The following is a 24,892-nucleotide window of genomic DNA, read 5'->3' as shown; positions in this document are numbered from 1 at the left end:
GCCGGGCGGTCGTTCGGTACCGACGTCCCGGGGCACTTACCTCTCGGAGGGCTCGATCGTCCTTCTGGCCAGCAGGAATGCCTGCCGGGTGTCCTCGGGGAAGTCGCCGTCCTCGTCGGGTTCGCGCAGCAGCCGTGCTCGTGGGGTGAGTCCGGCCCGGCTCAGCAGCTCGGCGACGTGCTCCGGCCGCCGCCGGTGGAAGTCCAGCGAGACCTCGTGGCCGCCCGCCTCGGTACGGTGCTTGATCCGGTCACCGACCTGGAAGGCGAGCTGGACGTATCCACCGGGCGCCAGCACGCGGTGGAACTCGGCGAACACTTCCGGCAGGTGCTCGTCCGGAACGTGGATGATCGAGTACCAGGCCACGATGCCGCCGAGCTCGCCGTCGCCGTGGCCCAGCGCCCGCATCGATCCCTCGGTGAATCGCAGCCCCGGGTGCGTCCGTCGTGCCGCGGCGATCATTCCCGGTGACAGATCCATTCCGGAGACGTCCAGGCCGTGATCGGCCAGGTAGGCGGTCACGCGTCCCGGGCCGCATCCCACGTCCAACACCGGTCCGCCCGCGCCCCGCGCGAGCTCGGCGAAGCCGTCCAGCATCGCGCGGTCCAGCGGTTTGGCGGCCAACTCGCCCCGGATCCACTCGGTGTAGGTGTCGGCAGCCGCGTCGTAGGACCACCGGGTGCGATGCGCGAAGTCGTGATCGGTCATGCCGGAATCGTAGTGGGCGAAGATCCGCGAGCGAGTCGTCCGAGCGATCGTGGCCGACCTCGGCTCGGGCGTGGCGAGGAGCCGTTCCACCAGGCCGGGGCCGCGCGACGACGCGCCGAGCAGTCACTCCTCGCCGGGCAGCCCGAACCTGCCGTCCTCGGTCTGTTCCAGCAACCCGTCCACCAGCAGCGAGTCCAGCGCCCGATCGCGCTGGGCGGCGTCGTGCCACACCGCGTCCAGCTCGGGGCGCTGCACCGGTCCTTCCGACCGCCGCAGCACGTCCAGCAGCAGTCCACGCACCTGGCGGTCGGTCCCGGCGAAGCGCTGCACCTTCTTCGGCGGTCCGGCGTAGGCGGGACGACCGGCGTGCTGCCAGGCGCAGTCCGCGACGATGGGGCAGATCTCGCAACCCGGCGACTTCACGGTGCACACGGTCTGCCCGAGCTCCATCAGTGCCGCCGACAGCCGTGCGGCGTCGCGGTCGTCCGCGGGGAGCAGCGCGTCGACATCGGCCAGATCCCGGTTGGGTGAGGGATTGCCCGCGTCACCCTCCCCGTGCACGGCGCGCGCGACGACCCTGCGCACGTTGGTGTCCACCACCGGAGCCCGCTTGCCGTAGGCGAAGGCGGCCACCGCGCGAGCGGTGTAGGTTCCCACGCCGGGCAGCGCCAGCAGGGTGTCCACATCGGAGGGAACGGTGTCGTCGTGTTCCGAGGCGATGGCGCTCGCGGCCTCGTGCAGCCGCATCGCGCGACGCGGATACCCGAGTTTGCCCCAGGCGCGCAGCACTTCGGCCTGGCTCGTCGCCGCGAGGTCGGAGGGCTTGGGCCAGCGCTCCATCCACTCCCGCCAGATCGGCATGACCCTGGCGACCGGGGTCTGCTGCAGCATGGTCTCGCTGACCAGCACACCCCAGCCGTCGACCTCGGGGCCGCGCCACGGCAGGTCGCGGGCCTCGGCGGCGAACCACTCGATCAGATCGTCGGTGTTGATCGTGCTGGTCCGCCCGGGTGCGGCGTTCTTCGCGACGGATTCGGCCGATCGTGCGTTCTGATTAGTCATGACCCCTCGATAGTGCCACGACCCGGATGCCCACCGACCACGCCTCGGCAGTGACAGACCCTCGGCATCGCCGCGCGGCGCCGAATCGCCGGCGGCTATCGCGCGGCAGGGGCGCCGTCAATTCCCCACGAAATCGCCGCGCCAGTGCTGCGGTGTGGCTCCAGCTCCGTCGATTTCTCGCGAAATCGCGGCGCCCTTGGCCCCGCGATGTTGCACTCCCACCACTCCCGCAGGCCGAGCTCCTACCACCCTGGCCATCGGCACCGCCGCGGGTTCTCCCGTGCGGCTCTCGCGAGGAAGGCCCGACGTGGCGTAGGTGCCTACTCGATGTCGGGCCTCCCCGCGGCGAGAGCCGTGCGAGAGGTTCCGCCAAGCGACCACCTACGCCACCCACTCCGGCCCCCGGTTCAGGGGGCGGTGTCGACTTCCTGCAGCTCATCGGTGTCGATGTCGTGCACGAACGCGCGCACACTCGTGGTCTCGGTCAGGAAGGGGCTGTTGAGCACCCGCCGCACGGACTGGCGCAGGTCCCGCTCGGTGTCGGTGAAGGTCTCCACCGACCAGCTCGGCCGCTGCCCGGTCTCGTCCTCCAACTCCTGCTTGAAGTCGGCTTCGGCGAACGTCCCCATGCCGCAGCGGGTGTGGTGCATCAGCATCACCTCGGTGGTGCCGAGCTTGCGCTGGCTCACCGACAGCGACCGAAGCACGTCGTCGGTGACGATCCCGCCCGCGTTGCGCAGTACGTGCGCCTCGCCGGAGCTCAACCCCAGGGTGCGGACGGGATCGATCCGGCAGTCCATACAGGTGACCACCGCGGTGCGCAGCTCGGGAGCTCCGGGGACCTGGCCGTCCCACTTCTCCTCGTGCTTGCTGTTGCGTCGCAGCAGTTCGTCGGTCGCGGTCATCGGGCAGCTCCTCGAACCGGTAACACCGACCCCGGGGATCGGCTGTGCGGGAAGTTGTCGCCGCGTACACGCACACGGACTCTGGCGGTCGAGCATACCCGCCGAGATCGTCCGTGTCCGCGAAGACCTCGGCCGGGTCGGTCAGCTCCGCAGCGCCCGCAGCGCGCCACGCAGGTCGCCGACCTCGACGGCCTTGATCCCCGCGGGGGGTTGTCCGCTGTCCGGTGGCACCAGCGCGTACTCGAATCCGAGCCGAGCTGCCTCCGCGAGCCTGCGGCCCACCGCGTTGACCCGGCGCACCTCACCGGCGAGCCCGACCTCGCCCACCGCGATCGTGTTCGCGCGCGGCGGCACGTCCAGCTTCGCGGAGGCCACGGCCAACGCGATGGCCAGGTCGATCGCGGGTTCGGTGATCTTCACGCCGCCGACCGTGGCGGCGTAGACGTCCTGGTCACCGGTCTTGATGTTGCCGCGCTTGTCGAGCACCGCGAGCATCATCGACAACCGGGCCGAGTCCAGCCCGCTCACCGCCCTGCGCGGCATGTTCATCTGGGTGGGGCTTACCAGCGCCTGCACCTCGGCGAGCAGCGGACGTTTGCCCTCCACGACCACCGTCACGGCGGTACCCGGCACCAGGTTCTGCCGCCCGTTGACGAACAGTCCGGACGGGTCGGTCACCTCGGCGATGCCGTCGTCGCCCTGTTCGAAGCAGCCGACCTCGTCGGCGGGGCCGAACCGGTTCTTGACCCCGCGCAGCATCCGCAGCGTGGAGTGCTCGTCCCCCTCGAACTGCAGCACCACGTCGACCAGGTGCTCCAGCACCCGCGGACCGGCCACCGCACCGTCCTTGGTGACGTGCCCCACGAGGATCACCGGCAGGCCGCGCTCCTTCGCCAGCGCCACAAGCGCGGTGGTCACTGCGCGCACCTGGGTGACTCCACCCGGTGTGCCATCGGTCTCGCCGGACTGCACCGTCTGGATCGAGTCCACGATCAACAGTCCGGGGCGCAGTTGTTCCACGTGCCCGACGACGGCGGAGAGGTCGCTCTCGGCGCCGAGGTAGAGCTCGTCGTGCAGCGAGTCGGTGCGTTCGGCGCGCAGCCTCACCTGGCCCGCCGACTCCTCCCCGGTGACGTACAACGAGCGACCGCCGGAGCCGCCCGCCGCCCAGCGGTACGCGGTCTCCAGCAGGAGTGTGGACTTTCCCACACCGGGCTCGCCCGCGAGCAGGACCACGGCCCCCGGCACGATGCCGCCGCCGAGCACCCGGTCCAGTTCGGCGATCCCGGTGGGGACCGCGCGGGCGGACTCCAGATCCACCTCGGCGATGGGGCGCGCGGGGGAGCCGGGCTCGGAGCTGCCGACTTTGGACAGTGCGGCGGGCTGGGCGGAGGCTTCCTCCAGCGTGCCCCAGTTCGCGCAGTCCGGGCACTGGCCGACCCACTTGGTAACCGTGCGGCCACACTCGGTGCACCGATAGCCGTTTCCGGCGCGCGCGTTCTTGGTAGCCACGTGGGCAGACTAACCGGTGGTCACGACACGTTCGGGACGACCCGCGCGACGCGCGGCCGCTGCCGCGCGTCGGGGACGTCGAGCTTCACTCGCCGGTGGACTGCCCGGTTTCGGCGTTCTGGTCGGAACCGCTCGACTCGTCGGAGGAGCTCTCCTCGCTCTGACCGGAGCCGCCGGACTCGCCGGACTGCTCGGAGCCACTGGACTCGCCGGACCCGCTCGATTCGCCGGAACCGTGGGACTCGCCTGATCCGCCCGACTCACCGGAGTGGCCCGACTCGCCGCCGGTGCCCGTTCCACCGCCACCGTGCGGGCTGCCGTACTCCGGCCTCGGCTCGGGGCTGGCGCCGATCGGAACCTGCAGGGTCACCGCGCCCGCGTTGGCGAAGGTGAACTCGACCGGAATCGTCACCCCCGGCCGGATGCCCTGGGTCAGCCCTTCGAGGGTGATTCGTACCCGCTCGCGCTGGTCGTCGCCGGTGGCCTCGGCAGCGGTGACCTTGCTCGAATCCGCGGTGTCCGACACCGCGTAGAGCCTGGTTTCCGCGGGAATCCGCCGGGTTCCGCTGATCTCTGCCGACCGCGCGTAGCTACTGCTGACATCGACCAGCCTGTCCTGCTGCTGGCCACCGTTGATCAGAACGGTCTCGATCGGTGCGTTCGACCCCTTCGGGTAGACCGCTTCCCCTTCCGGGTAGCTCAGGGTCGCGTTCCGAACGGCCATGGTCTTCGCGTCGGCGCTCGCACCGTAGATGGCGGCGACCTGCTGCGAGGTCTCGGCCTGCTGGCCGGTGGCGCAGCCGGAGAGCGCGGCGACGGCGCCCAGGCCGACGACCGCGGGTACCAACCGCTGGCGAACTGCCTTGCTGTGCTGTGGGCGGCTCACGGATGCAGCGTCCTTCCTGCTTGCCGGACAACCGGGTATGAGCCTAAACCGTTGTCGTCGGCGATGTCGGTCGCACCCCGGCGGATGTGCCGTGCGTCCCGTTCGCGGGGCCGTTCTCGAGCACGGAAACCCTGCCTTGCGCACCGGGGAAGCCGGGCCGCATGCACGGGGGAAGCCGGGTTGTCAACCCCCTAATCGTCGTCTGACCTGCAACGAAGATGTCGAGCCCGTCGAAGTGGCGTTGCTGACCATGCTAGACTGGACACAGCGAAAGGGGCAGAGGACACATGGTTTTCAAGGTCGGAGAGACCGTCGTCTACCCGCGTCACGGCGCTGCGCTGATCGAGGCAGTCGAGACACGTGTAATCAAGGGCGAAGAAAAACAGTACCTCGTACTTCGGGTCGAAAAAGACAACCTCACCGTTCGTCTTCCCGCCGAGAACGCCGAGCACGTCGGGGTGCGAGACGTGGTCGGCCAGGAGGGTCTCGATCACGTTTTCGACGTGCTGCGTTCTGATCATACCGAGGAGCCCACCAACTGGTCGCGTCGGTACAAGGCGAACGTCGAGAAGCTCGCCTCCGGTGACGTGAACAAGGTGGCCGAAGTGGTGCGTGATCTCTGGCGGCGCGAGCAGGATCGCGGGCTGTCCGCGGGCGAGAAGCGGATGCTGATGAAGGCCCGGCAGATCCTGGTCAGCGAGTTGGCGCTGGCGGAGGGCACCGACGAGGGCAAGGCCGAGAGTCTGCTGGACGAAGTCCTGGCGACGACGGTCTGACGACTATCCGAGCAGTGTGGACACCGTAGCGCTGGTTCCGGCCGCCGGGCGGGGTGCCCGTCTCGGTGCCGGTGTTCCCAAAGCACTGGTTCGAGTACTCGGGCAGTCCCTGTTGTCGCGCGCGGTCCGTGGCCTGTTGGATTCGGGGAGTGTGGGGCACGTCGTAGTGGCCGCCGCACCGGGTCAGCTCGACCTGATGGGCCGCGAGGTGCGAGATCTCGGCGAACGGGTACACGTAGTTCCCGGTGGCGGTGAGCGCACCGACTCCGTTCGTGCGGCGTTACGTGCCGCGGACCGGTTGGTGCCTTCGGCGGAGGTCGTGCTGGTGCACGACGCCGCTCGTGCGTTCACACCCGCCCGGGTGATCCGCGACGTGGTCGCCGCGGTCGAACGGGGCGCTCCTGCCGTGGTGCCGACGTTGTCCGTGGCGGACACGATCAAGCGGGTCGACGACGAGGGCGTGGTGGCCGAGACCGTGGACCGCTCGCGGCTCCGCACGGTGCAGACCCCGCAGGGGTTCACCGTCGACGTTCTCCGCGAGGCTTACGGGGCGGCCGGGGACGTGGCCACCGACGACGCCGGTCTGGTGGAACGACTGGGGTACCCGGTGGAAACTGTCGACGGTCACACCAACGCCCTGAAAGTGACGACTTCCTTCGATCTGGCCGTGGCCGAGGCCGTGCTGGCTGCCGGGCCGGTCGAACTCCCCGAATCCCGGGTGGACACTCTCGGTCGTTCGAACGGCACGGAAAGTGACGCTTCCGAAAGGTGCGGTGACGAGTCGTGAGTGCCGAGCCGTCATCGATCGGGCTACCCCGGATCGGTCAGGGTGTCGATGTTCATCCGATCGTGGCGGGCAGGCCGTGCTGGATGGCCGGACTCCACTGGCCGGACCGCGACGGCTGTTCCGGGCACTCCGACGGTGACGTCGCGAGTCACGCTCTCTGCGACGCGGTGCTGTCCGCGGCGGGGCTGGGGGATCTCGGTTCGGTGTTCGGCACCGGCGACCAGCGGTGGGCCGGGGCGCACGGTGTCGATTTCCTGGCGCACGTGCGTGGCCTGCTCGCCGGTGAGGGCCGCAGGCTCGGCAACGCCTCGGTGCAGGTGATCGGTAACACCCCCCGGATAGGCGACCGCAGGGCGGAGGCAGGTGCCGTGCTCGGCGAGGCGCTCGGTGGTGAGGTCTCGGTTTCCGGAACCACCACCGACGGGCTCGGACTCACCGGAAGAGGTGAAGGGATCGCCGCCATCGCCACCGCGTTGGTTTATTGAATCGGCGGCTCGGGTTGCCTGGCGGTGTGGGTGGCGGAACCTCTGGCACGGTTCTCGCTGCGGGTCCGGCGACATCGGGTAGCGACCTACACAACGTCTCCGGCGTCCTCGCGAGAGCCGCACCGGAGAACCCGCGGCGGTGCGAGCTGCGTGCGTGGTGGGGCTCGGCCCCGCGTCGAAGTGCCCCGGCCTTGCGATGCATCCGACTCACGCACCGGGGACTCGTGCGCTGCGACACTAACGGCCGCGTCCCAGCGAGGGTTCCGCGCGGCGATTTCGCGAGAAATTGACGCCAGCTGGGGCCACACCGCCGCACTGGGGCGTCAATTTCGCGAGAAATCGCCGCGCCGGTAGATCGCTACCCGATGTCTCCGGCACCCGCAGCGAGAGCCGTGCGCGAGGTTCCGCCACGCGACCAGCTACGGAAAGCGAGCCGCCGGCGGTGGAAAAGTGGTGATGTTCACCGCATCGGCGGGACGACGAGGTGGTGTGCACCAGTACCGTGGAATCGTGACCGTGCGCGCAGTGCTCTTCGACTTTTCCGGCACCCTGTTCCGGCTGGAGCAGGACGAGTCCTGGTTGGCCGGGGTGACCGACGAGTCCGGGAAGCAGTGGGACCTGGAGGCCCAGACCGAGCTGATGCGGCGGATGACCGCCCCCACGCAGCAGGTGGTCAAGCTCTCCCAGGAGTACCAGCAGGCATGGGACGAGCGGGACCTCTACCCGGACCAGCACCGCAAGGTCTACCTGGAGGTGCTGCGCAGCTCCGGCCTCACCGATCCGGCACAGGCCGAGGCGCTCTACTCGCGGCTGATCGATCCGGACTGCTGGACGCCCTATCCCGACGCGGCTCCCGTGGTGCGGCGGCTGCACGAGGCGGGTGTCCGCACCGCGGTCATCAGCAACATCGCCTTCGACATCCGACCCGCGCTGGACCGCGTCGGTATCGGCGGTCTCTTCGACTCGGTGCTGATGTCCTACGTCGAAGGTGTGATCAAGCCCGATCCGAAGCTGTTCCTGCGTGCTTGCGAGCGGATCGACGTCGAGCCGGAGCAGGCACTGATGATCGGTGACAGCGTCGAGGCCGACGGCGCCGCCACCGAGGTGGGCTGCCGGTTCGCCCACGTCGAGCCGTCCCCGACCGACGAGCGGCCGGACGCGCTGCTGCGGGCCGTCGCCGATCACGGCGTGTCGCTGTGAGCCCATCGGCCGCCGTAATCCGACCGGATTTGTGATCGGCACAGGTCTTGCCCGTACCATCACGGTGTGAGCCTGTACCTGCATGACACCGCGAGCCGCACCACACGTGAGTTCCAGCCCCGCCAGGAGGGCCTGGCGACGTTGTACCTGTGTGGGGCCACGGTTCAGGACCTGCCGCACGTCGGTCACGTGCGCAGCGGGCTCAACTTCGACGTGCTGCGGCGCTGGCTGACCCACCTCGGCTACGAGGTGCGGCTGGTGCGCAACGTCACCGACATCGACGACAAGATCCTGGCCAAGGCAGCCGAGGCCGGGCGCCCCTGGTGGGAGTGGGCCGCCACGCACGAGCGGGCGTTCGAGGACGCCTACGACCGGCTCGGTTGCCTGCCGCCCTCGGCGACTCCCAGGGCGACCGGGCACATCACCCAGATGGTCGAGCTGGTGCAGCGGCTGATCGACCGGGACCACGCCTACGCCGCCGACGGCGACGTGTACTTCTCGGTGCCCTCCTTCCTGGAGTCCTACGGCAGGCTGTCCGGGCAGCGCCCCGAGGAGATGCAGCAGGCCGAGGAGGCGGTCCCGGCGGGCAAGCGTGACCCGAGGGACTTCACGCTGTGGAAGTCGGCGAAACCGGGTGAACCGAGCTGGCCCGCCCCGTGGGGGCGGGGTCGGCCGGGTTGGCACCTGGAGTGCTCGGCGATGTCGACCTACTACCTGGGGGAGGAGTTCGACATCCACGGCGGCGGGCTGGATCTGGTGTTCCCGCACCACGAGAACGAACTGGCGCAGTCCAACGCGGCGGGCGACGGGTTCGCCCGCTACTGGCTGCACAACTCCTGGGTGACCGCCAGCGGCGAGAAGATGTCGAAGTCGTTGGGCAACACGCTCGGCATCGCCGCGCTGCTGCAGCGGGTCCGACCCGTTGAGCTGCGGTATTATCTGGTCGTACCGCATTACCGGTCCACGGTGGAGTTCTCCGACGAGGGGCTCGATGAGGCGGTCGCGACCTTCCGCAGGATCGAGTCGTTCCTGCACCGGGTGGTGCGGCGCACCGGCGAGGTCGAACCTTCCGGGGTGACCGAGGAGTTCGCCGCGGCCATGAACGACGACCTGGGGACACCGCAGGCCATCGCGGCCGTGCACAACGTGGTTCGGGAGGCCAACTCCGCGCTGGACGCAGGCGAGGACGATTCGGCCCGCGAGGGTGCGGCACGGGTGCGTGCGATGCTCGACGTCTTCGGGCTCGATCCGCTGGCGCCGCACTGGGCCGGTCGGGAGGGTGCTTCCGACGAGGCGCACCGGGCGCTTTCCGCGCTGGTCGACGATCTGCTCGAACAGCGTGGTCAGGCACGGGCCGACCGCGATTTCGCCACCGCCGACGCGGTTCGGGATCGGTTGCACGCCTGCGGTATCGCCGTCGAGGACACCCCCGACGGTCCGATGTGGACTTTGAAGGACGGATAGCTCGTGCCGGGAAACGACAAGCGCAGGGGCGCGGTACGCAAGTCGGGCACCAAGAAGGGCATGGTCGTCGGATCAGGTGGCCAGCGCCGCAAGGCTCTCGAGGGCAAGAAACCCACCCCCAAGGCCGAGAACAGGTTCAACCACCCCGCCAAGCGCAAGGCGGACGCGCGCAAGCAGGCGCAGCAGCAGCGGGACAAGCGCCGCAAGGAGTCCGACAACGCGGGTGAGCTCGTGGCGGGCCGCAATCCCGTGCTGGAGTGCGTCCGCGCCGGGGTGCCCACCACCGCGCTGTACGCGGCGGAGGGGATCGACACCGACGAGCGGGTGACCGAGGCGGTCCGGCTCGCCGCGGACCAGGGGATCTCCGTAGTGGAGGTGCCGCGCGGTGAACTCGACCGGATGACCTCCGGCGCGCTGCACCAGGGACTGGCGCTGCGCGTCCCGCCCTACGAGTACTCCGAGCCGGAGGACCTGCTCACCGCGGCCCGCAACTCCGGGCTGCCGCCGCTGCTGGTGGCCGTGGACGGGGTGACCGATCCCCGCAACCTCGGGGCGGTGGTGCGTTCGGCGGCGGCGTTCGGCGCGCACGGCGTGCTGCTGCCGCAGCGGCGCAGCGCCGGGATGACCGCGGTGGCGTGGCGTTCCAGCGCGGGCACCGCCGCTCGGATACCGCTGGCGAAGGCAACCAACCTCAACCGCACGCTCAAGCACCTCAAGTCCGAGGGGCTGATGGTGGTCGGTCTGGACGCGGACTCCGACATCACCTCCGACGAGCTGGAGCTGGCTACCGATCCGCTCGTGGTCGTGGTGGGCTCCGAGGGCCGGGGGCTGGCCCGGTTGACCAGGGAGAACTGCGATCAGACCGTGTCGATCCCGATGAGCTCCGGGGTCGAGTCGCTGAACGCCTCGGTCGCGGCCGGGGTGGTGCTCGCCGAGGTCGCGCGCAGGCGCAGGCTGAGCTGACGCCCCGCTCCGGGGCGCGGCGCGTCGATCCCGAAGTGGGAGCCGAACTCGTCGCTCCGATGTGGACGGTGAATCGCCGGTGCGGTGCGGACGGGTTGTGTCGGTCGTCTCACCACCGAATTCAGCGGTTCCGCGCCCGTGCTCGGTGCGGCTCGGTTAGAGTCTGACGGACCGCAGGCCGGCAGCCGCGCTGTACGCCGAACCGAGCTCGGACCCACATGTCGTTCGCAACTCCGCTTTTCCTCTGGTACTTCCTGCCCACGGTGCTGCTCGCCGTGCTGCTGGCGCCGCGTTCCTGGCGCAACGCGGTCGTCGCGGTGGCCAGCCTGGTGTTCTACGCCAGCGGTGCGGGCGGCATCACGATGCTGCTGCTCGGCTGCATCGTCGTGAACTTCTTCGTGGGCAGGAACCTGGAGCCCGACGAGTGGCGGCTGGACGGCAGCCGCCGCAGACTGCTGCTCACCGCCGCCGTGGTGCTCAACCTGGCAGTGCTGGGGGTGTGGAAGTACGCGGGATTCGCCAGTGAGCAGGCGGCGGTGCTGGCGGGGTGGTTCGGCGGGCACCTGCCGACGTTCGAGGTCATCCTGCCGATCGGGATCTCGTTCTACACGTTCCACCACATCTCCTACCTGGTCGACATCTACCGTGGTGAACGCCCGGCGTTGCGGGAGCCGGTGGCCTTCGTGGCCTACATCGCGATGTTCCCGCAGCTGGTGGCCGGGCCGATCGTGCGCTACCACGAGATCGCCGACCAGCTGCCGCAGCGGCGTACGCACCGGCTCGACGACATGGCGGCGGGGTTCCCCCGGTTCGCCTGGGGGCTGACGAAGAAGGTGGTCATCGCCGACAGCCTCGCCCCGGTGGCCGACGCCTGCTTCGCCACCTCGGGGTCGGAGATGACATTCGCGATCGCCTGGCTCGGCGCGATCGTCTACACGATGCAGCTGTACTTCGATTTCTCCGGGTACTCCGACATGGCGATCGGGCTGGGGCGGATGCTGGGGTTCCGGCTGCCCGAGAACTTCGCCCGCCCTTACTCCTCGGTGACGGTCACGGAGTTCTGGCAGCGCTGGCACATGTCGCTGTCGCGCTGGTTCCGCGACTACGTCTACATCCCGCTCGGCGGCAACCGCGACGGCACGTTCCGCACCTACCGGAACCTGACGATCATCTTCGTGCTGACCGGCTTCTGGCACGGCGCGGCCTGGACGTATCTGGTCTGGGGACTGTTCCACGGCGCGATGCTGGTGATCGAGCGGGCCACCGGGACCTACCGGATGCCGGTCCGGCCCGGGACGCGCGCTGCTCGGCGAGCGGCGACGATGCTGCTGGTCACGTTCGGCTGGGTGGTGTTCCGGGCGCCGGACCTGGGCACCGCCGGGACGATGCTCGGCCACATGCTGCTTCCCGATCTCGGCGGGGTGACGGCGGTGGTCGACGCGGCGCTGACCAACCAGCGCACGCTGCTCCTGCTGGTGGCGCTGCTTGTGGTGCTGCTGCCCGCCGACGACGCCACCGGCACCTACCTCGAGTCGGCCCGCGGCCGCACGGCCACCGGTGTCCGGGTCGGCGTGATGACGGCGGGCACCGTCTACTCCGGACTGCTGGTGGCGGCGGGCTCGTTCAGCCCGTTCCTGTACTACCAGTTCTGAACCGCGAACCCCGACAGCCTCACCCGGCCCCGGTGCCAGGCCGCCGTCCGTCTTTCCCGTTGAGCCGGAGGCGATGCCGGGGCTCGGGTCCCGCGTGGACCCGTAAGGCTGCGAGCCCCCCCTCGATCTCGGGTGTGTCGTGCGTTGGACACACTTCTGCCGGGAGCGAGGGGGAGGTGAAGCTTCTCGGTATACCGGAATTGTGACTTCGGAGCTTCACCCCGCGAGCCGGATTAAGGGCTCGCCGAGCCGGGGGTTACGGGCAGAGCGGCGATGATGGGCCGATAGTGCCCGAGCATGAGCGTCAGGGCTTACCAAGGACACGGCCGGGTTCGCCTAGATCGTGCGTTGCCTGACGCGCGGACTTCACGCCCTCTGACGGCGGTCCGCACGGCTGTGAACCGTGGCCAGGACTTGTAACCCTGCCCACACGCTGCCTGGACCGCGTGCGGAGGGAGCCTATTCCGTGCTAGACTCAACACTGCTATATATCTATCTTGGCGGAAGAAATATAGCACGGGCCCTCTGGTTTCGATCAGGGGGCTCTTCTGCGTGCTCAACCCTGCCGATTCTCCGACCACTTTCCGGTCGTGCGTAGCACGGATACGCCTGTTCGTCAGGTGAGGCAATCCGGTGCGGCGAGGAATGTGAGGGGGTCGACCTGGAGTCGTTCAACTGGTTAGCGTACGGATGATGACGTTCCTGTCGGGAGACCGCGCCAGAACGGGACGGAAACCTCAGCGGTCACCAGGGCGTCTTTGAAGCTGGCCGGGCGAACATTCGTTTCGGCGATCTGGTCCAGCGGTATCCAGTGGAATTCGAGATGTTTTTCCTGGCTTGTCGGTTCCGGTGCATCGAGGGTTACGTCGAACAGCAGGTTGAGTTCGTGGTGTGTGACCTCGTTCTCGGTGTAGCCGTGCTCGACGGCACCGACGAATCCGGTGATCTCGGCTGTCGTCCCGAGCTCCTCGGCGATCTCGCGACGCAACGCGGTCTCGATCTGCTCGCCGGGCTCTACATGCCCACCGGGCAGAAACGACCATGCCTTCCCGATCTGATGCGCCAACAGGATGTGTTCGTTCCGACGGATGACAGCTCGGGCGATGAGTTCGGTCGGTGCGGAAACCATGCGGTCGGTGCGTGCTGTCGGATTCCTCTCGTGAGGTTTTCCGTGGTTGGTTGTGTAACCCCTCGCGGCATCATCGCCTGATTCCGGTATCGGTGGTCGAGGCATTTCTGTCGTGTGGTCGGTCATGATGACCTCGGTCGCTCGTTCGGACAGCGTTCTTTGTTCCTGGGCGGACAATCCGAGGCGGTTCCAGGCGAAAATCGCGTGGTGGGCCAGTACCACGCGTAGTCCTCGTTCGAGTTGTCCGTGTTGGGCGTGTTCGGCGAGTTCGCGTCCGGTACGGGCGAACGCGTCGAGCCAGTTGCGGATCGGTTCAAGCGGCCCGCTTTCGGACAGGCGTGCCGCGTCGGCGGTCATCAGCCGCTGCATGTTCTGCCGCTGTTGGTGAGTGATCGGTGGTTGGTGGTTGGTTGGCGCGTTGTTGCTGGTTCGTCGCAGGTGGGCGATGCGGTTCCACACGTCTCCCTGCTCGTGCCAGTCGAGGCCCGCGCCGCGGAGCAGAGCACTGATCAGCAATACGCCGAGTTCCCGACGTCCCGGTTCGCGCGAGGATTCGGCGGCGTGCTGGCGGGAGAGATAGTCCAGGATGTTGCGGCTGTCCTCGTGGAACAGCCTGTGGGCGATGGTCATCGCAGTCGCGCCGCCGAAGGCCGGTGTTTCCGGCTCGTAGATGCCGTGAGCCCACCAAGCCACTTCGCCGGTGGCGGTCAGCCCCTCCAGGGTTCGGGCCAGGTAGGTGCGGGAAGTGGTGTCTCCGAGGTGTCGCAGTCGCCAGTGCGGGTGTTTGCGTACGAAGAACCACTGGTCGAGACGGCCGTCGCGTTCGGCGGTGGCCAGGGCCGGGTGGAGCCGTCGTGCTGCGGCGACTTCGGCGTTGTCCCAGGCGGTCCATTCGATCAGCAGCTGTGGCCAGCAGTCGTGGTCGCCGTCGAAGTCTGCTCGTTGCCCGGGGGTGGTGCTGTCGGGAAGCATTCGTGGTCCTTGTCAGCTCAGTAGGAGACTCGTGTCCCATACGCATGAATCGGTGCTGGCGGCTGTTGTGGTGTGCAGGGTGAGGGCTATGCCGGCGGCGCCGGTTAGAAATTCCGGTGAGTCCGTGTGCCGGTGCTCGGTCAACCTGGTGATCAGCAGTGGAAGGTGCTCACCCAGGTCTTCGATGACAGCGTCCTCGGCCATGCGCCAGGTGGTTTGTAGGAGTCCGGCGAGTCCGTGGCACAGGCCGGGTTCGGTGAGCGAGCTGCGTTGTTTCGGGTCGGTCAGGCAGCCGAGCAGCGCGGCTTCGCTGGTGCGCTGGCGGGCGGTGTCTCTCAGGGCGAGGGCGGCGAGCTGTTGGGCACGGGCCAGTCCTGGGGTGCCGTAGCACCACGAAGGTCGTCCCGGACCCGCGACGGAAGCGTTGCCGCGTAGCTGGGCGCGGGTGATCCAGTAGGGCCACCACGGTCCTGCAGGGTGGGGTTGTTGCCAGGTGTCGAGCCAGGCGCAGACCCGGTCGAGGGCGTCGAAGTGTCCGGCCACGGTGATGCCGCGACGTGCTGCCTGGGCGAGCAGAGCGAGTGGTCCGGCGATGCCGTGGGCCATGCCGAGGTTGGCGTGTCCGGGGGTGAATGCCGGGTCGGGATCGTCGGGGCTCGGGGCGTGGTCGACCCACCAACCTGGCAACCCGTCCGGCCCGGGGTGTGTCAGGCGCACCAGGTAGGACAGCACGGCACGAGTGCTGTCGTGGTGGTTTCGTCGCAGGTGGTAGGCCCCGATGCCGGTGAGTCCGCGCATGAGGTCGTACTCGCGGAAGGCTGCTAGGTGTCCGCGGTCGATGCGGGTGTGGGCGGCGGCCAAGCGGCGGCGAGTCAGTTCCGAGATGCTCGTGTCGAGCTGGGAGAGGGCGCGGGTGAGTATGCCGGGGCGTGTGCGGGTGGCGAAGTGGGCTGCGAAGGCGCACGCTGGGGCACCGAAGAACAGCCCGGCTTCGTCTCCGGCGGACAGGTCACCGCTGAGGGCGGTGGTCAGCCAGGTGTGGGCACTCGCCCAGTCGTCGTGGCCGGAGGCGGCGCGTTCGCTGTGCAGCAGAGAGATCCCGGCCGCACCGGAGGCCAAGGAGTGATCCGATGCTTCCGTGCGGGCGAACTGATCCGGGTACGCGAGGTTGTGGACGATGTCGGCGGCAGCTTCCAGAGCCTGTGTAGCGGTGTGGGTCATGCGGCTCCTCGGTCGCGGCGACTGGTGATGCTCAAGGCGGCGGCGCGGGCCAGGTGCAAACACTGGCGTTCGTGGTCGGGGTCGATGCCGGTCACGCGCGCGTGGTGCAGGTGTAGGAAGTCACGCAAGACCGCCGTTGGGGTTGTCCCCTCGGCGGAGGTGATCGTGTCTCGGTAGACGGCCAGTGCCTGTTGGCGGCGCTGCCAGGAAGCGGCGATGGCCTCACCCCCGGGGATTCCGCATAGCGCCGCCCACCCGTTGTGAGGATTGGCGAGGTCGACCGCCTGGTCGCGCACCTGCCGGTCCGGGGCGGGTGTGTGGGTGCGGGGTACGTGCTCGATCAGCCACCGCGCTCCACACTCGGTGCTGCTGAGATAGGAAATCACCAGGTCGACCATGCTCGCGGCCGTGATCGCCTCGTCGGCCGTGCCCGCTTGGGTGTGTTCCAGTTGGGCGAGCGCGGCCGCGGAGTCGGCGGCGAAGACGGATTCGGCCGCACGCATGGCTTCCCCGCCGCCGAACCGGCCGGTTTCGGGGCGGTAGGTTTCCAGGGTCATTCCGCTCAGCAGGCCGCGCTGACGCAGGTCATCAGCCCAGGTGCCGACACGGGTGGCGGCGGTTCCGAATTCGTCGGGGTGGTTCAGTCGGATGCGCAGCCGCAAGTGCGGGTGGGGATCGGCGTAGCGCAGAAACCACCACTCCGGTGGGGTGTTCCACTGGTCCAGTAGTCGGGGCAGATGCTTGGTGAGGATGGGTGTCTGGCGGTCGGGGTGGCAGTGGAGCTGGGCGTACAACCAGGTCCCGGCTCCGGGCAGGTGCCCGTGCTCGCGGCCGTGCACGATGTCGGGGGAGCGCGTGCGCGCCGCCGGTCCGCTCGCCGGGCCGGCTGTGGAGGCCAGCGGGACCACGATGTCGTGAGCGCGGCCGTCGATCCAGTCGAAGGCACCGGGCGGGGGTGCTTCTCGCAGGGTGAGGTCTCCGCTGCGGTCGAGCTCGGTGCGCAGCAGCTGTTGGTGGGTGGGCTCGTCCAGGTTCAGGTGCAGCCGTTGATCGCCGTCGCCGAGGTACACCTCGTCGGCGACGTGGCACCGGTCTCGCCAGGCGGCCAGCGCTTCGGGCCATTGAGACCCGTCGGCGTTGGGCGGCAGATCGCGGGAGGTGAGGCTCCACTGGGCCGGGGTCAGGATGCTGTGCCGGTAGCGCACGCGCGGCAGGTACGCCAGCTGCCCGGCTGCGTGGCCCCAGCCGAAGGGGCCGAGGATCGGGCTGCGGGCCGTGGCGATCTCGGTCAGAAACCGGGCCAGGGGGTGAGTGTGGTGGGTGAACTCCACGGCGTTGACCACGATCGGCTCAACCACCTGCCCGTGGGTGAGTGAGACGAGGTAGAGGCGATCGAGGTCACCGGTCACGGCGAGGTCGTCGACAGCGATCCGGTTCACGCGGTGCTCACCCAGGGACAGCACCTCGCCCAGCACGCCGGGGCTGCGGGCGACGTTGTGGGTACGGGTCTGTAGCGGTGGGCAGGAGAGCTGCACGGGAAGGGCCTCTCGGTTCAGCGTGGGAAGCCGCGTGTAGGTCTCCATCAGCCGTCTACGTTCGGGCTCGGTGAGCATGTCCAGGAAACGTCCGGTCAGGGTGCCCGCCGTACGGGAGATTCCGGCAACCGCCAGTTCGAACTCACCGCGATCGATGGCTGCGGGACTCGCGGCGTGGACACGAAACGACAGTTCGCAGTGCGGGCGAGGCCGCAGGTTCTCGGAAGGGGTGGCCAGGGCGGACACCGTGTTCTCGTCGAGGTGGATCTCCCGGTGCTGGTCGAGGGCGGCCCGTTGCGCCAGGGCGAGCAGCCGCGCGTCCCGCTCGGAGACGCCCTGCTGTCCCACGGTCAGCAGGGAACCCCGGTATCCGGCAGGGTAGCCGAGCCCGGTGTCGGGCTCGAGCAGATCGCGGACGGGTACGTGCGCGCCGAGGCCGTAGCGTTCGAGGAAGCGGTGGTGGTAGTCGGCCCATTCGGGGGTTCCCTGCGGGTGGGGGCTCAGGCGCGTGAGCACGTCCACGGCGGATTCGGCTTCCCGCCAGACCGGGTCGGCAAGGCTCACCGAGCAGTCGGTGCGCAGGTCCACCATGACGGGCTTGTCGATGGGTGCGAGGGTCGACATCCGTGTCGACAGGGAGTTGCGCAGCGCGCCGGGATCGGCCGGAGGCGTCGTGGCGTTGTGCCGGGCGAGGTCGGCCCGCACCGCACGGAGCTCGTGAATCAGTTCGGCCGTCTCTTCCGGTAGTTCCGCCGCATCGAGGGTGTCGAGTTCGGCCACCACATAACTCACTGGATCTGTGCTGGTCATGGGAGGACGCAGGTTGCTGATCAGCACGCGTTGCTCGATCAGCTCGTCCACCACGTGTTCGATCACCGACAGCGAGGTTCTGGGGAACTCGTGTGCCAGCCTGGCTGTCAGGGCGGTTACCGGGACAGGGGTGTCGGCAGTTCGTAGGGCGGTGTCGACGGCGCGGGTGTGCCGCATCGAGATCTCGGTGGGTCCCTCGTGGGCCGGGTGTGGCTGGTGAGTGATCACGAGCCGGTCGTCGCGGACCTCGGCGAGGTTGGTGGCCATCACGCGGAGACGCCACCGGAGCTCTCGACACCGCTCCAACGAGGTGATCACGTGGTCGATCCACCCGGCCTCGACCCGCGCGTGAGCACGGTGATCCCCACCCCAGTGCAGGTTCGTCACGGAGCCGGCGTGGGCAGGAGCGATACCGGCGAACAAACCGAACGGAGTCGCTCGACTCCGGGCGCGGAGCACGTAACGGGTCACGGCGAGGACGACACGTCGAATGTCGCGGCTCTCTCGCTGCCGGCCGTCGAGGAGCTGCCGCACCCGATCGGCCAACACCGGGCTGGCTTCGGCGATCGTCTCGGCGATCCCGTCCTGGTGCCAGACAGCGTGCAGCCACCGCCGCAGCGGCTCGCTCGATGATCCGGACAGGTCCGGCCACGGAGGAAGAGGTTCCGTCGAGGATTGGGCGGACACTCGCAGGAGAGCCGCGTCCGCGCAGGCATACGTCATCCGTTCACTCCTGTTGCGGGGAAACGGCCCAGCCACGAGGACCACGCCCGGTGGTACTCGTGGCTGGGCCGAAGGAGTCATCCTGCGATCACGCGATCAGCAGCCGGTCTGCGGGCAGGCGCTCTCGCAGGTCTGCCCACAGTTGTCCTCGGTGGGACTCCGCAGCTCGGCGACCTCCGCGGCGGCGACGACGGTGACGTCGAGGTCGAAGTCCGAGTCCGGCTCGGTACTCGACGACTCCAGAGTGGTGGGTGTGGACATGCCGGACACACTCCTTTCGTGGTGTTCGAATATTTCGGTTTTCTGGTCCTGACCAGGAAGGATCAGGGCCAGAAGATCACGACACGGGTGTGGTTCCTGTCGAGCACGAACCCGTGGTTCACCCGTTCATCGGGGGTGTGGGCGGGGTGGATCTCGATGACGGCGCCGGGGCCGTGGCGGTGCTGCCGGTCCCACTGGCGCATCAGGTCGACGTACTGCTCGGCGAGTTCGGCGCCGCGAGGGCCGTGACCGTGTACGCCGAGTTCGTGCCGGTCGTCTTCGGCGGCGCGCACCGTGGCGCGGTAGGCGAAGCTGTCCCCGTGGACCACTGCCGGAACTCCCCGGCGGGCGGGGCGACCCACGAGCCCGCGATCGACGGCGGCTTGTTTCGCGGTCAGCATGCCGCAGCCGGGCAACGTGGTGGTCAGCCACAGGGTCAGGTCGTCGATCATCTCCTGGGAGCCGATGGTGACTCCCGACCACCGTTCTTCGGGAGGCGTGGCCAGCGCCTCGCTGAGCCCGGCGGTGTCGAGGCGTTGCTGCTCGTCGAACCGCAACCCCACGTCCTCGTCGAGCAGCGCCACGTGCTCCTCACGGGCACCCGCGCCCTGCACCGGCACGAACCCGCACGGGTGCACGCTCCGGCTGGTCAGCCGATCATCCGCGCGTTCCAGCGCGATCGACCGCATCACCCCTTGCAACCGAAGGGGGACGATCAACCTGCCGCCCTCGGCGAGCTGATCCAACCAGGCGGGCGGGATGTCCCACACCCCGACGGTGACCAGAATCCGGTCGTAGGGCGCCTGCTCGACCACCCCGTGTTCAGCGTCGTCGCGGAACACCCTCACCTGGTCGTAGCCGGACTCGGCCAATCCGCGCCGGGCGCGCTCGGTCACGTCCGCGTCGATGTCGACCGTGGTCACGTGACCCTCCGGGCCGACGAGTTCGGCGAGCATCGCCGCGTTGACCCCGCCGGAGCCGATCTCCAGCACCCGCATACCCGCCTGGAGATCGGTCTGTTCCAGCATGTTGGCCTGCATGCTGGGGGCTGACACGGTCGACAACGCCATCCCGTCGTCGTCCCGCTTGACCACCACCGAACGATTGACCCCGTAGGACTCCATCAGCGGTGCCTCCGGGGAGAACAGATGCCGAGGCACCACCCGGAAAGCCCGCTCGACCGGATCGCTGCGCAGTGCGCCCATCTGGCGCAATTCCTCGACCATGGCCGCGCGCAGCGCTTCGGGCCGTGCGCCGTCCTCCGCGACATCGTCACCAGCCATGTCACTTCCTACATTCATCATCACTACTTCCCTTCGGTTGCTTTTCGGACAACGTTCGGCGATAGGACCTCAACCGATGTCCTTGCTATGCGTAGTGGCCTATCACCCCCACGGTGATCATCTTGATCGTGGAGATGGCGATGAGTGCCAGGCCGACGACCACGGGCCAGGTCGGTCGCCATCCGGCCAGGCGCAATCCGCCCACTCCTGCCCACCAGGTGAGGCAGTCCAGGGCGGCGAGGAAGGTGTGGAGTTCGAACCGGAGGTCTTCGGGATGGGTGAGGTGTAACAGGAAGTCGGCGATGGTGAGCGTGGTGATCCAGGCGCTGTAGGGGAAGGCCACCATGGCGAGGGCGAGCCCGATGCACTCGCGCAGCAGGATCGTGGTGGCCGGGGAACGGCGGCCCATCGTGATTCGCTCCTGGTGGGGCGGTTGCGCGGTGCTGGTGATCGCTGCGTACTCCGTGTCTGCGCTGGGGCCGGACGCTTCGTTGTCGCTCATTTCTCACCCTCGGTTGTCGGAGCGTATGGAGAAGGGCTGGCTGCGTGCCGGACTTCTGTGGAAGCAGCCCCGGCCGAGTGGCAACAGGACCCATCTGGGCCACCCGGCCAGGGTGGTGCCGTACCCGGAGTGGGGAAGGGAGAACTCCCGGCACGGCACCGGCTGGGACGGCCCCCGGCACGCCGTTGTGAAGGGGGCCGCGACGAACACGCGCCGGAGGTCTCTGGAGTTCGGCGGTGCGCGTTCGTGGTCTGGTCACGCGGCAGGTCGGGTATCGTGGTGGCCGGTCCCCGGTAGGTGAGAGCTACCGGGGGCTTCGTGTCCGCTGGGGTTGTCCGGATCGGTGGCGGGCCAGCCCGGATCGGAAACGCTGTCTTCGACACGCACCGGCCGCAGCCGCGGTAAGCGGGGCGGTAGATACCCGATGACGTGTAGGCAGGCGTCGCAGACCGAGCGTTCGTCATCATCGGGAGGGCCGCTACTCGCTCGACTGCGGAACGGACCATGCCGAGCCAAGTGCCCGCACAGCGCTCGCAGTCCCTCTCCGGCTTCGGTGTTGGCGGGGCAGGCGTGCCATTTCGACTCGAACGCGCTGGCAAACCACCCATGGCGGTCGGGCGTGCTCAGCGGGTCGGTCCCTACACCAACCGGGCCAGCACCAAAGCGAGTAGCACCAGCAGCACCGCGATCTCGGACTCTGACACCACGCCTCCCGAACACCAGTCGCAGGATTGCCACTAAGAATGGAAAGAGCACGGGGCATCCTCCGTTTCCGTCGTGGCGATGGCCCCGTCCAACGCGTCGCGCAGTTGTCGCGCCTCGGTGACGGTTAGCAGGGAGGCCGCAGCCGGGGCGGGAGCGAGAATCGCAATGCCTTGGGCAGTGGGCTTGAGCCGCAGCACCGCTCTGCCACGGCGCTGCTGACGGCACGGGATGGCCGACCATTCCGAGGTGCTGGCCGTAGGACTCGGAGCATCCAGCGCGACCAACTCGAGCAGCCACGGCTCGTAGGAGTTGAGCGGGCTTGGCGGGTGGTCGCTGCCCGCGATCAGATGCTGGAAACACACCGGACAGTAGTGGTGCCGGTTGCCCAGGATGCGTTCCGGAGGGTATGGGGCGAGTCCGATCGTCTCGCCGCAGAAACACGCCACGAACCCCCGGCCCGCCCGGGCGGATTCGGCGTGTTTGTAGGACGCGGTGGCATGGATCGTCCACGAATCCGTGCCGATGACGAACCGAGGACGCGGCACGGGCAGCTCAGCGAGTGACGGCATGACGCACCACCCGCCCCCGCAGACTCGACCCCGCCATTGCCCAGCAGCATTGCGCGCACATCTCCGGATCGATCTCGGGTTCGCCGAGTGCCGTGATCTCGCCCAACCCCAGAGGCACGTGGCACAGACTCAGCACCCACGACGCCGTGCACTCGACCGGGTGGTGCTCGATCGCGTGCAACCGGCACGGCTGGCCGTGCCGGTGATCGGCCTCTGTCGCGGCCAACACCAGAAACACCGGACTGCGAGAACGCAACAATTCCACCTCACACCACCCCGCATGTACGCCACGTCGGGAGTGTGCTGCTGCACACTCGCAGCACCTTCGCAGCGCTGCTAAGGCACTCGAACGCTCTCACTAGATTCACCTAAACTTGTTACAGTCCATGACTGGATGATCATTCAACGTCATGATCTGTACCGTCTCATGATCATATGAGATGTTCCAATCCCCTGTTTGGGGGAATCACGTGAGATGTCTCAGCTCATATCCTGAGAGCTATGCCGACATCCCCGCGCGCTCAGGCGCTCTCGAAGGAACTCAAGCAAGCCAGGCAGGAACGCGGGCTGACCGTTCGTGCCTTGGCGGACATGCTGGGGTGGAGTCACGCGCGTGTGAGCAGGATCGAAAATGCCAAGCAGGGGATTACGGTCGAAGATGTCAGTACGCTACTGGGCTACCTGCGGCTGGAGTCTCGCGACCGCGACAGGCTCATCAAGATGACTCGGGATTTGAACGAGCCTGCCTGGTGGGAAGTTCACAAGGGGGTGAACTCACAGCTGGCATCACTGATCGACGCGGAACAACGCGCCCTCCGCATCACGTACGTAACACCTACCCTCGTGCCGGGGCTGCTACAGACGCGCGCCTACAGCAGAGCAGTTTATGAAGCTGCTGGCTTCACCGACCAGGAAATCGACGATGCGGTAGCCGTACGGCAGCATCGCCAAGGCATCATCGAACGGTCGTCACCTACTGAGCTGGTTACGTACATGGATGAGTCGGTCCTACAACGACCGGCGGGAAGCCGAGACACCGCAACAGAACAGCTTCGCTACCTCACCAAAGTCAACGAACGCGACAACGTCTCGATCAGAGTGCTCCCGCTTACCGTAGGTGTTCACGTGGGGCTCGATGGCATGTTTTCGGTCATCGCAATGCCCAATGGCAGTTCCACGGTCCACATCGAAGCACCCAACGCAGGTGTGCTGCTGTCTGACCCTGATGATGTGCGACCCTACGAACGCATGCTTACCAGGCTCGGGGAATCAGCGCTGTCTGTTGCTGATTCGATGAAGCTGCTGAGCGAGTACGTTCGATATCACGAGGACCTATCATGATCGAGTTCACCGCGTGGCGGAAAAGCAGCCGCAGCAGTGCCTCCGGCAACTGCATCGAAGTCGGATTCACCGCCAACCTGACAGGCGTTCGAGACACCAAGGACCGCGATAGCAGCACGTTAGTTTTCACCCACTCGCAGTGGCGTTCGTTCCTCACCACGGTCAAAACAACTGATTGATGTGACAGCCCTGGCCGTAGCTGGACTCGGTAGCTACGGCCAGGGCTACCAAGGGGAGCATAAAACAGCTCACAAAAAATGTCTCGCAGATCATCAGCAGTCAACCAACAAGGTGAAACGACGCTACTGACGAGACTGCGCCGAACGCCCTAGTCTTGGTAACCGCATCCGGTGATCATTCCTGAGCCTGAGGATGTCAGATACAAAAATCGCCCCATACGTGGCTGCTTCACGTGTGGGGCGATTGGTCAGGACATGGCTGCTACGGGCTGTGTGAGGTAGGACTGGGCGAGAGCGGCTGCGGCGGATTGGCGGTCAGGCCAGCCCCCTCTTCGGCCGGGTCGGTCGGTGATGGGTTCGCCGTCCGCTCGTTCGGGCAGATACACATTCGCCCCGTTGCGGCGAACTCGAATGACGCGTCCGAGGTATTCTTCCGTCCGGTCGGCGTAGACATGCCGTGCCGACTCTAGCTGGTGGGGAACGCTGGGTTCGCGTCGCATAGACGTCGTCTCCTTCCGAACTATTCGATCACGGAGACGTACCCACCAAAGTTGCCGAGCGCAATGCACTTGTCGAGGCTTACGGTGCCTCTGATGAGGACAAGTCCGAGATACAGGACTTGGCAAGAGGAGCGAACCAACGCGGTTGGTGGCAGAGCTACAAGGGAGCTGTGCCTCGCTGGTTCCGCCGCTATGTCGGGCTGGAGTCAGCCGCTGCGGAGATCCGTACCTACGAGACGGAGCTGATTCCAGGTCTGCTTCAAACCGCGGACTACGCACACACTCTGATCAACAGCAGCAACCCGGAAATGCCCGCTGACGAAGTGGCGAACAGGCTCAAGGTTCGTACCGAACGACAGGAACGCCTACTCAACGATGGAGCACGCCTGGTAGCCGTGATCAGTGAAGCCGCCATCCGGAGAATGGTAGGTGGGCGAGCGGTGATGTCTGATCAACTCGAACTGCTGGTTGATGTCCAACAGCAAGCTCAGGTCGAGGTGCAGATCGTTCCCTGCTCGGCTGGGGCTCACCCCGGAGCCGGTTTTCCGTTCGTGCTGCTCCGCTTCCCCGATGACGTAGCCCCTTCATTGGCTTACACGGAGAGCTTGACCTCAGCCGCTTACCACGATCGTCAGGCCGATGTGGAAACGTATACGGTGGTGTTCGATCGTCTACGGGCCACTGCGTCGAGTCCTGCGGAGAGTGCGGAGCTGATCCGCAGGGCGGCCCGGGATCTACAGGCATAGCACGATGAGAGGGTGC

At 67.7% G+C, this 24,892-nt stretch carries 23 protein-coding genes; 10 read left to right on the top strand and 13 right to left on the bottom strand.

Going from position 1 to position 24,892, the window contains the following annotated elements; genetic code table 11:
• Positions 1 to 36: 36 nt before the first annotated feature.
• The 5 genes from BM150_RS22510 to BM150_RS22490 form a co-directional block, all read right to left on the bottom strand.
• A complete protein-coding gene (locus tag BM150_RS22510) occupies positions 37 to 708 on the bottom strand; it encodes a class I SAM-dependent DNA methyltransferase (RefSeq protein WP_092929865.1) in 672 nt (223 codons plus the stop codon).
• Between the two features lie 123 nt (positions 709 to 831).
• Positions 832 to 1,770, bottom strand: coding sequence for an HhH-GPD family protein (locus BM150_RS22505; RefSeq protein WP_092929829.1), 939 nt, complete (start codon positions 1,768 to 1,770; stop codon positions 832 to 834).
• A gap of 407 nt (positions 1,771 to 2,177) precedes the next feature.
• Positions 2,178 to 2,675 carry a beta-class carbonic anhydrase gene (locus BM150_RS22500; RefSeq protein WP_092929827.1) on the bottom strand — a complete coding sequence of 166 codons (498 nt, stop codon included), beginning with the start codon at positions 2,673 to 2,675 and terminating at the stop codon, positions 2,178 to 2,180.
• Between the two features lie 141 nt (positions 2,676 to 2,816).
• The gene (gene radA / locus BM150_RS22495; protein WP_092929825.1) at positions 2,817 to 4,187 is read right to left on the bottom strand and encodes a DNA repair protein RadA; all 1,371 of its coding nucleotides are present in this window, start codon (positions 4,185 to 4,187) and stop codon (positions 2,817 to 2,819) included.
• 85 nt (positions 4,188 to 4,272) lie between these two features.
• On the bottom strand, positions 4,273 to 5,073 hold the full coding sequence (locus tag BM150_RS22490; RefSeq protein ID WP_175496983.1) for a copper chaperone PCu(A)C: 801 nt from the start codon (positions 5,071 to 5,073) through the stop codon (positions 4,273 to 4,275).
• A 287-nt stretch (positions 5,074 to 5,360) separates the two neighbouring features.
• Between BM150_RS22490 and BM150_RS22485 the strand changes: the two genes are divergently transcribed.
• From BM150_RS22485 to BM150_RS22455, 7 genes are all read left to right on the top strand, one after another.
• Positions 5,361 to 5,849: a CarD family transcriptional regulator gene (locus BM150_RS22485; RefSeq protein ID WP_043576289.1), complete on the top strand. Its 489-nt coding sequence runs from the start codon at positions 5,361 to 5,363 to the stop codon at positions 5,847 to 5,849.
• A 16-nt stretch (positions 5,850 to 5,865) separates the two neighbouring features.
• Positions 5,866 to 6,636 carry a 2-C-methyl-D-erythritol 4-phosphate cytidylyltransferase gene (gene ispD, locus BM150_RS22480; RefSeq protein WP_092929823.1) on the top strand — a complete coding sequence of 257 codons (771 nt, stop codon included), beginning with the start codon at positions 5,866 to 5,868 and terminating at the stop codon, positions 6,634 to 6,636.
• Entirely contained in the window at positions 6,633 to 7,121 is a 489-nt protein-coding gene (gene ispF / locus BM150_RS22475; RefSeq protein ID WP_245755685.1) for a 2-C-methyl-D-erythritol 2,4-cyclodiphosphate synthase, read from the top strand. Before ispD ends, ispF begins: the two co-directional genes overlap by 4 nt.
• 510 nt (positions 7,122 to 7,631) lie before the next feature.
• Positions 7,632 to 8,321, top strand: a complete 690-nt coding sequence (locus BM150_RS22470; protein WP_092929859.1) for an HAD family hydrolase — start codon at positions 7,632 to 7,634, stop codon at positions 8,319 to 8,321.
• A 66-nt stretch (positions 8,322 to 8,387) separates the two neighbouring features.
• Entirely contained in the window at positions 8,388 to 9,785 is a 1,398-nt protein-coding gene (gene cysS, locus BM150_RS22465) for a cysteine--tRNA ligase (protein ID WP_092929821.1), read from the top strand.
• 3 nt (positions 9,786 to 9,788) lie between these two features.
• Positions 9,789 to 10,748, top strand: coding sequence for a 23S rRNA (guanosine(2251)-2'-O)-methyltransferase RlmB (gene rlmB, locus BM150_RS22460; RefSeq protein WP_092929819.1), 960 nt, complete (start codon positions 9,789 to 9,791; stop codon positions 10,746 to 10,748).
• A 218-nt stretch (positions 10,749 to 10,966) separates the two neighbouring features.
• Positions 10,967 to 12,400, top strand: coding sequence for an MBOAT family O-acyltransferase (locus BM150_RS22455; protein WP_092929817.1), 1,434 nt, complete (start codon positions 10,967 to 10,969; stop codon positions 12,398 to 12,400).
• Positions 12,401 to 13,079: 679 nt separating this feature from the next.
• Here the strand turns inward: BM150_RS22455 and BM150_RS22450 are convergent.
• The 8 genes from BM150_RS22450 to BM150_RS22415 form a co-directional block, all read right to left on the bottom strand.
• On the bottom strand, positions 13,080 to 14,501 hold the full coding sequence (locus BM150_RS22450; RefSeq protein WP_092929815.1) for a thiopeptide-type bacteriocin biosynthesis protein: 1,422 nt from the start codon (positions 14,499 to 14,501) through the stop codon (positions 13,080 to 13,082).
• 12 nt (positions 14,502 to 14,513) lie between these two features.
• Entirely contained in the window at positions 14,514 to 15,722 is a 1,209-nt protein-coding gene (locus BM150_RS22445; protein WP_092929813.1) for a lanthionine synthetase C family protein, read from the bottom strand.
• Positions 15,719 to 18,790: a lantibiotic dehydratase gene (locus tag BM150_RS22440; protein ID WP_175496982.1), complete on the bottom strand. Its 3,072-nt coding sequence runs from the start codon at positions 18,788 to 18,790 to the stop codon at positions 15,719 to 15,721. The genes BM150_RS22445 and BM150_RS22440 overlap by 4 nt, the downstream gene beginning before the upstream one ends.
• 96 nt (positions 18,791 to 18,886) lie before the next feature.
• A complete protein-coding gene (gene fxlA, locus BM150_RS22435) occupies positions 18,887 to 19,051 on the bottom strand; it encodes an FxLD family lanthipeptide (protein ID WP_092929809.1) in 165 nt (54 codons plus the stop codon).
• Between the two features lie 62 nt (positions 19,052 to 19,113).
• Positions 19,114 to 20,334, bottom strand: coding sequence for a methyltransferase, FxLD system (fxlM, locus tag BM150_RS22430; protein ID WP_092929807.1), 1,221 nt, complete (start codon positions 20,332 to 20,334; stop codon positions 19,114 to 19,116).
• A gap of 85 nt (positions 20,335 to 20,419) precedes the next feature.
• Positions 20,420 to 20,836, bottom strand: coding sequence for a hypothetical protein (locus BM150_RS22425; RefSeq protein ID WP_245755684.1), 417 nt, complete (start codon positions 20,834 to 20,836; stop codon positions 20,420 to 20,422).
• Between the two features lie 737 nt (positions 20,837 to 21,573).
• Positions 21,574 to 22,110, bottom strand: a complete 537-nt coding sequence (locus BM150_RS24320) for a hypothetical protein (protein WP_175496981.1) — start codon at positions 22,108 to 22,110, stop codon at positions 21,574 to 21,576.
• On the bottom strand, positions 22,094 to 22,366 hold the full coding sequence (locus BM150_RS22415; RefSeq protein WP_425427440.1) for a hypothetical protein: 273 nt from the start codon (positions 22,364 to 22,366) through the stop codon (positions 22,094 to 22,096). Before BM150_RS22415 ends, BM150_RS24320 begins: the two co-directional genes overlap by 17 nt.
• A gap of 245 nt (positions 22,367 to 22,611) precedes the next feature.
• On the opposite strand from BM150_RS22415, the gene BM150_RS22410 reads away from it, so the two are divergent.
• The 3 genes from BM150_RS22410 to BM150_RS22400 all read left to right on the top strand — a co-directional run bounded on the left by BM150_RS22410 (position 22,612) and on the right by BM150_RS22400 (position 24,876).
• Positions 22,612 to 23,451 (top strand): helix-turn-helix domain-containing protein, encoded by an 840-nt coding sequence (locus BM150_RS22410; RefSeq protein ID WP_092929803.1) that lies wholly within the window; start codon positions 22,612 to 22,614, stop codon positions 23,449 to 23,451.
• Positions 23,448 to 23,630, top strand: a complete 183-nt coding sequence (locus BM150_RS22405; protein WP_092929801.1) for a DUF397 domain-containing protein — start codon at positions 23,448 to 23,450, stop codon at positions 23,628 to 23,630. Before BM150_RS22410 ends, BM150_RS22405 begins: the two co-directional genes overlap by 4 nt.
• Before the next feature lie 670 nt (positions 23,631 to 24,300).
• The gene (locus tag BM150_RS22400; RefSeq protein WP_092929799.1) at positions 24,301 to 24,876 is read left to right on the top strand and encodes a DUF5753 domain-containing protein; all 576 of its coding nucleotides are present in this window, start codon (positions 24,301 to 24,303) and stop codon (positions 24,874 to 24,876) included.
• Positions 24,877 to 24,892: the final 16 nt, after the last annotated feature.

The organism is Actinopolyspora alba, assembly GCF_900112765.1.
Taxonomy (GTDB): domain Bacteria; phylum Actinomycetota; class Actinomycetes; order Mycobacteriales; family Pseudonocardiaceae; genus Actinopolyspora; species Actinopolyspora alba.
The sequence above is the reverse complement of the archived record's forward strand: the minus strand, read 5'-3'. Positions and strand labels throughout refer to the sequence as shown.

What these genes read in the sequence shown, in the direction of transcription:
- BM150_RS22440 (WP_175496982.1), bottom strand. Translation starts at nt 18,790, where the DNA reads ATGACGTATGCCTGCGCGGACGCGGCTCTCCTGCGAGTGTCCGCCCAA.
- BM150_RS24320 (WP_175496981.1), bottom strand. Translation starts at nt 22,110, where the DNA reads ATGCCGTCACTCGCTGAGCTGCCCGTGCCGCGTCCTCGGTTCGTCATC.
- BM150_RS22425 (WP_245755684.1), bottom strand. Translation starts at nt 20,836, where the DNA reads ATGAGCGACAACGAAGCGTCCGGCCCCAGCGCAGACACGGAGTACGCA.
- BM150_RS22445 (WP_092929813.1), bottom strand. Translation starts at nt 15,722, where the DNA reads ATGACCCACACCGCTACACAGGCTCTGGAAGCTGCCGCCGACATCGTC.
- fxlA (WP_092929809.1), bottom strand. Translation starts at nt 19,051, where the DNA reads ATGTCCACACCCACCACTCTGGAGTCGTCGAGTACCGAGCCGGACTCG.
- BM150_RS22500 (WP_092929827.1), bottom strand. Translation starts at nt 2,675, where the DNA reads ATGACCGCGACCGACGAACTGCTGCGACGCAACAGCAAGCACGAGGAG.
- BM150_RS22485 (WP_043576289.1), top strand. Translation starts at nt 5,361, where the DNA reads ATGGTTTTCAAGGTCGGAGAGACCGTCGTCTACCCGCGTCACGGCGCT.
- BM150_RS22405 (WP_092929801.1), top strand. Translation starts at nt 23,448, where the DNA reads ATGATCGAGTTCACCGCGTGGCGGAAAAGCAGCCGCAGCAGTGCCTCC.
- BM150_RS22410 (WP_092929803.1), top strand. Translation starts at nt 22,612, where the DNA reads ATGCCGACATCCCCGCGCGCTCAGGCGCTCTCGAAGGAACTCAAGCAA.
- BM150_RS22505 (WP_092929829.1), bottom strand. Translation starts at nt 1,770, where the DNA reads ATGACTAATCAGAACGCACGATCGGCCGAATCCGTCGCGAAGAACGCC.
- fxlM (WP_092929807.1), bottom strand. Translation starts at nt 20,334, where the DNA reads ATGGCTGGTGACGATGTCGCGGAGGACGGCGCACGGCCCGAAGCGCTG.
- BM150_RS22450 (WP_092929815.1), bottom strand. Translation starts at nt 14,501, where the DNA reads ATGCTTCCCGACAGCACCACCCCCGGGCAACGAGCAGACTTCGACGGC.
- BM150_RS22510 (WP_092929865.1), bottom strand. Translation starts at nt 708, where the DNA reads ATGACCGATCACGACTTCGCGCATCGCACCCGGTGGTCCTACGACGCG.
- BM150_RS22455 (WP_092929817.1), top strand. Translation starts at nt 10,967, where the DNA reads ATGTCGTTCGCAACTCCGCTTTTCCTCTGGTACTTCCTGCCCACGGTG.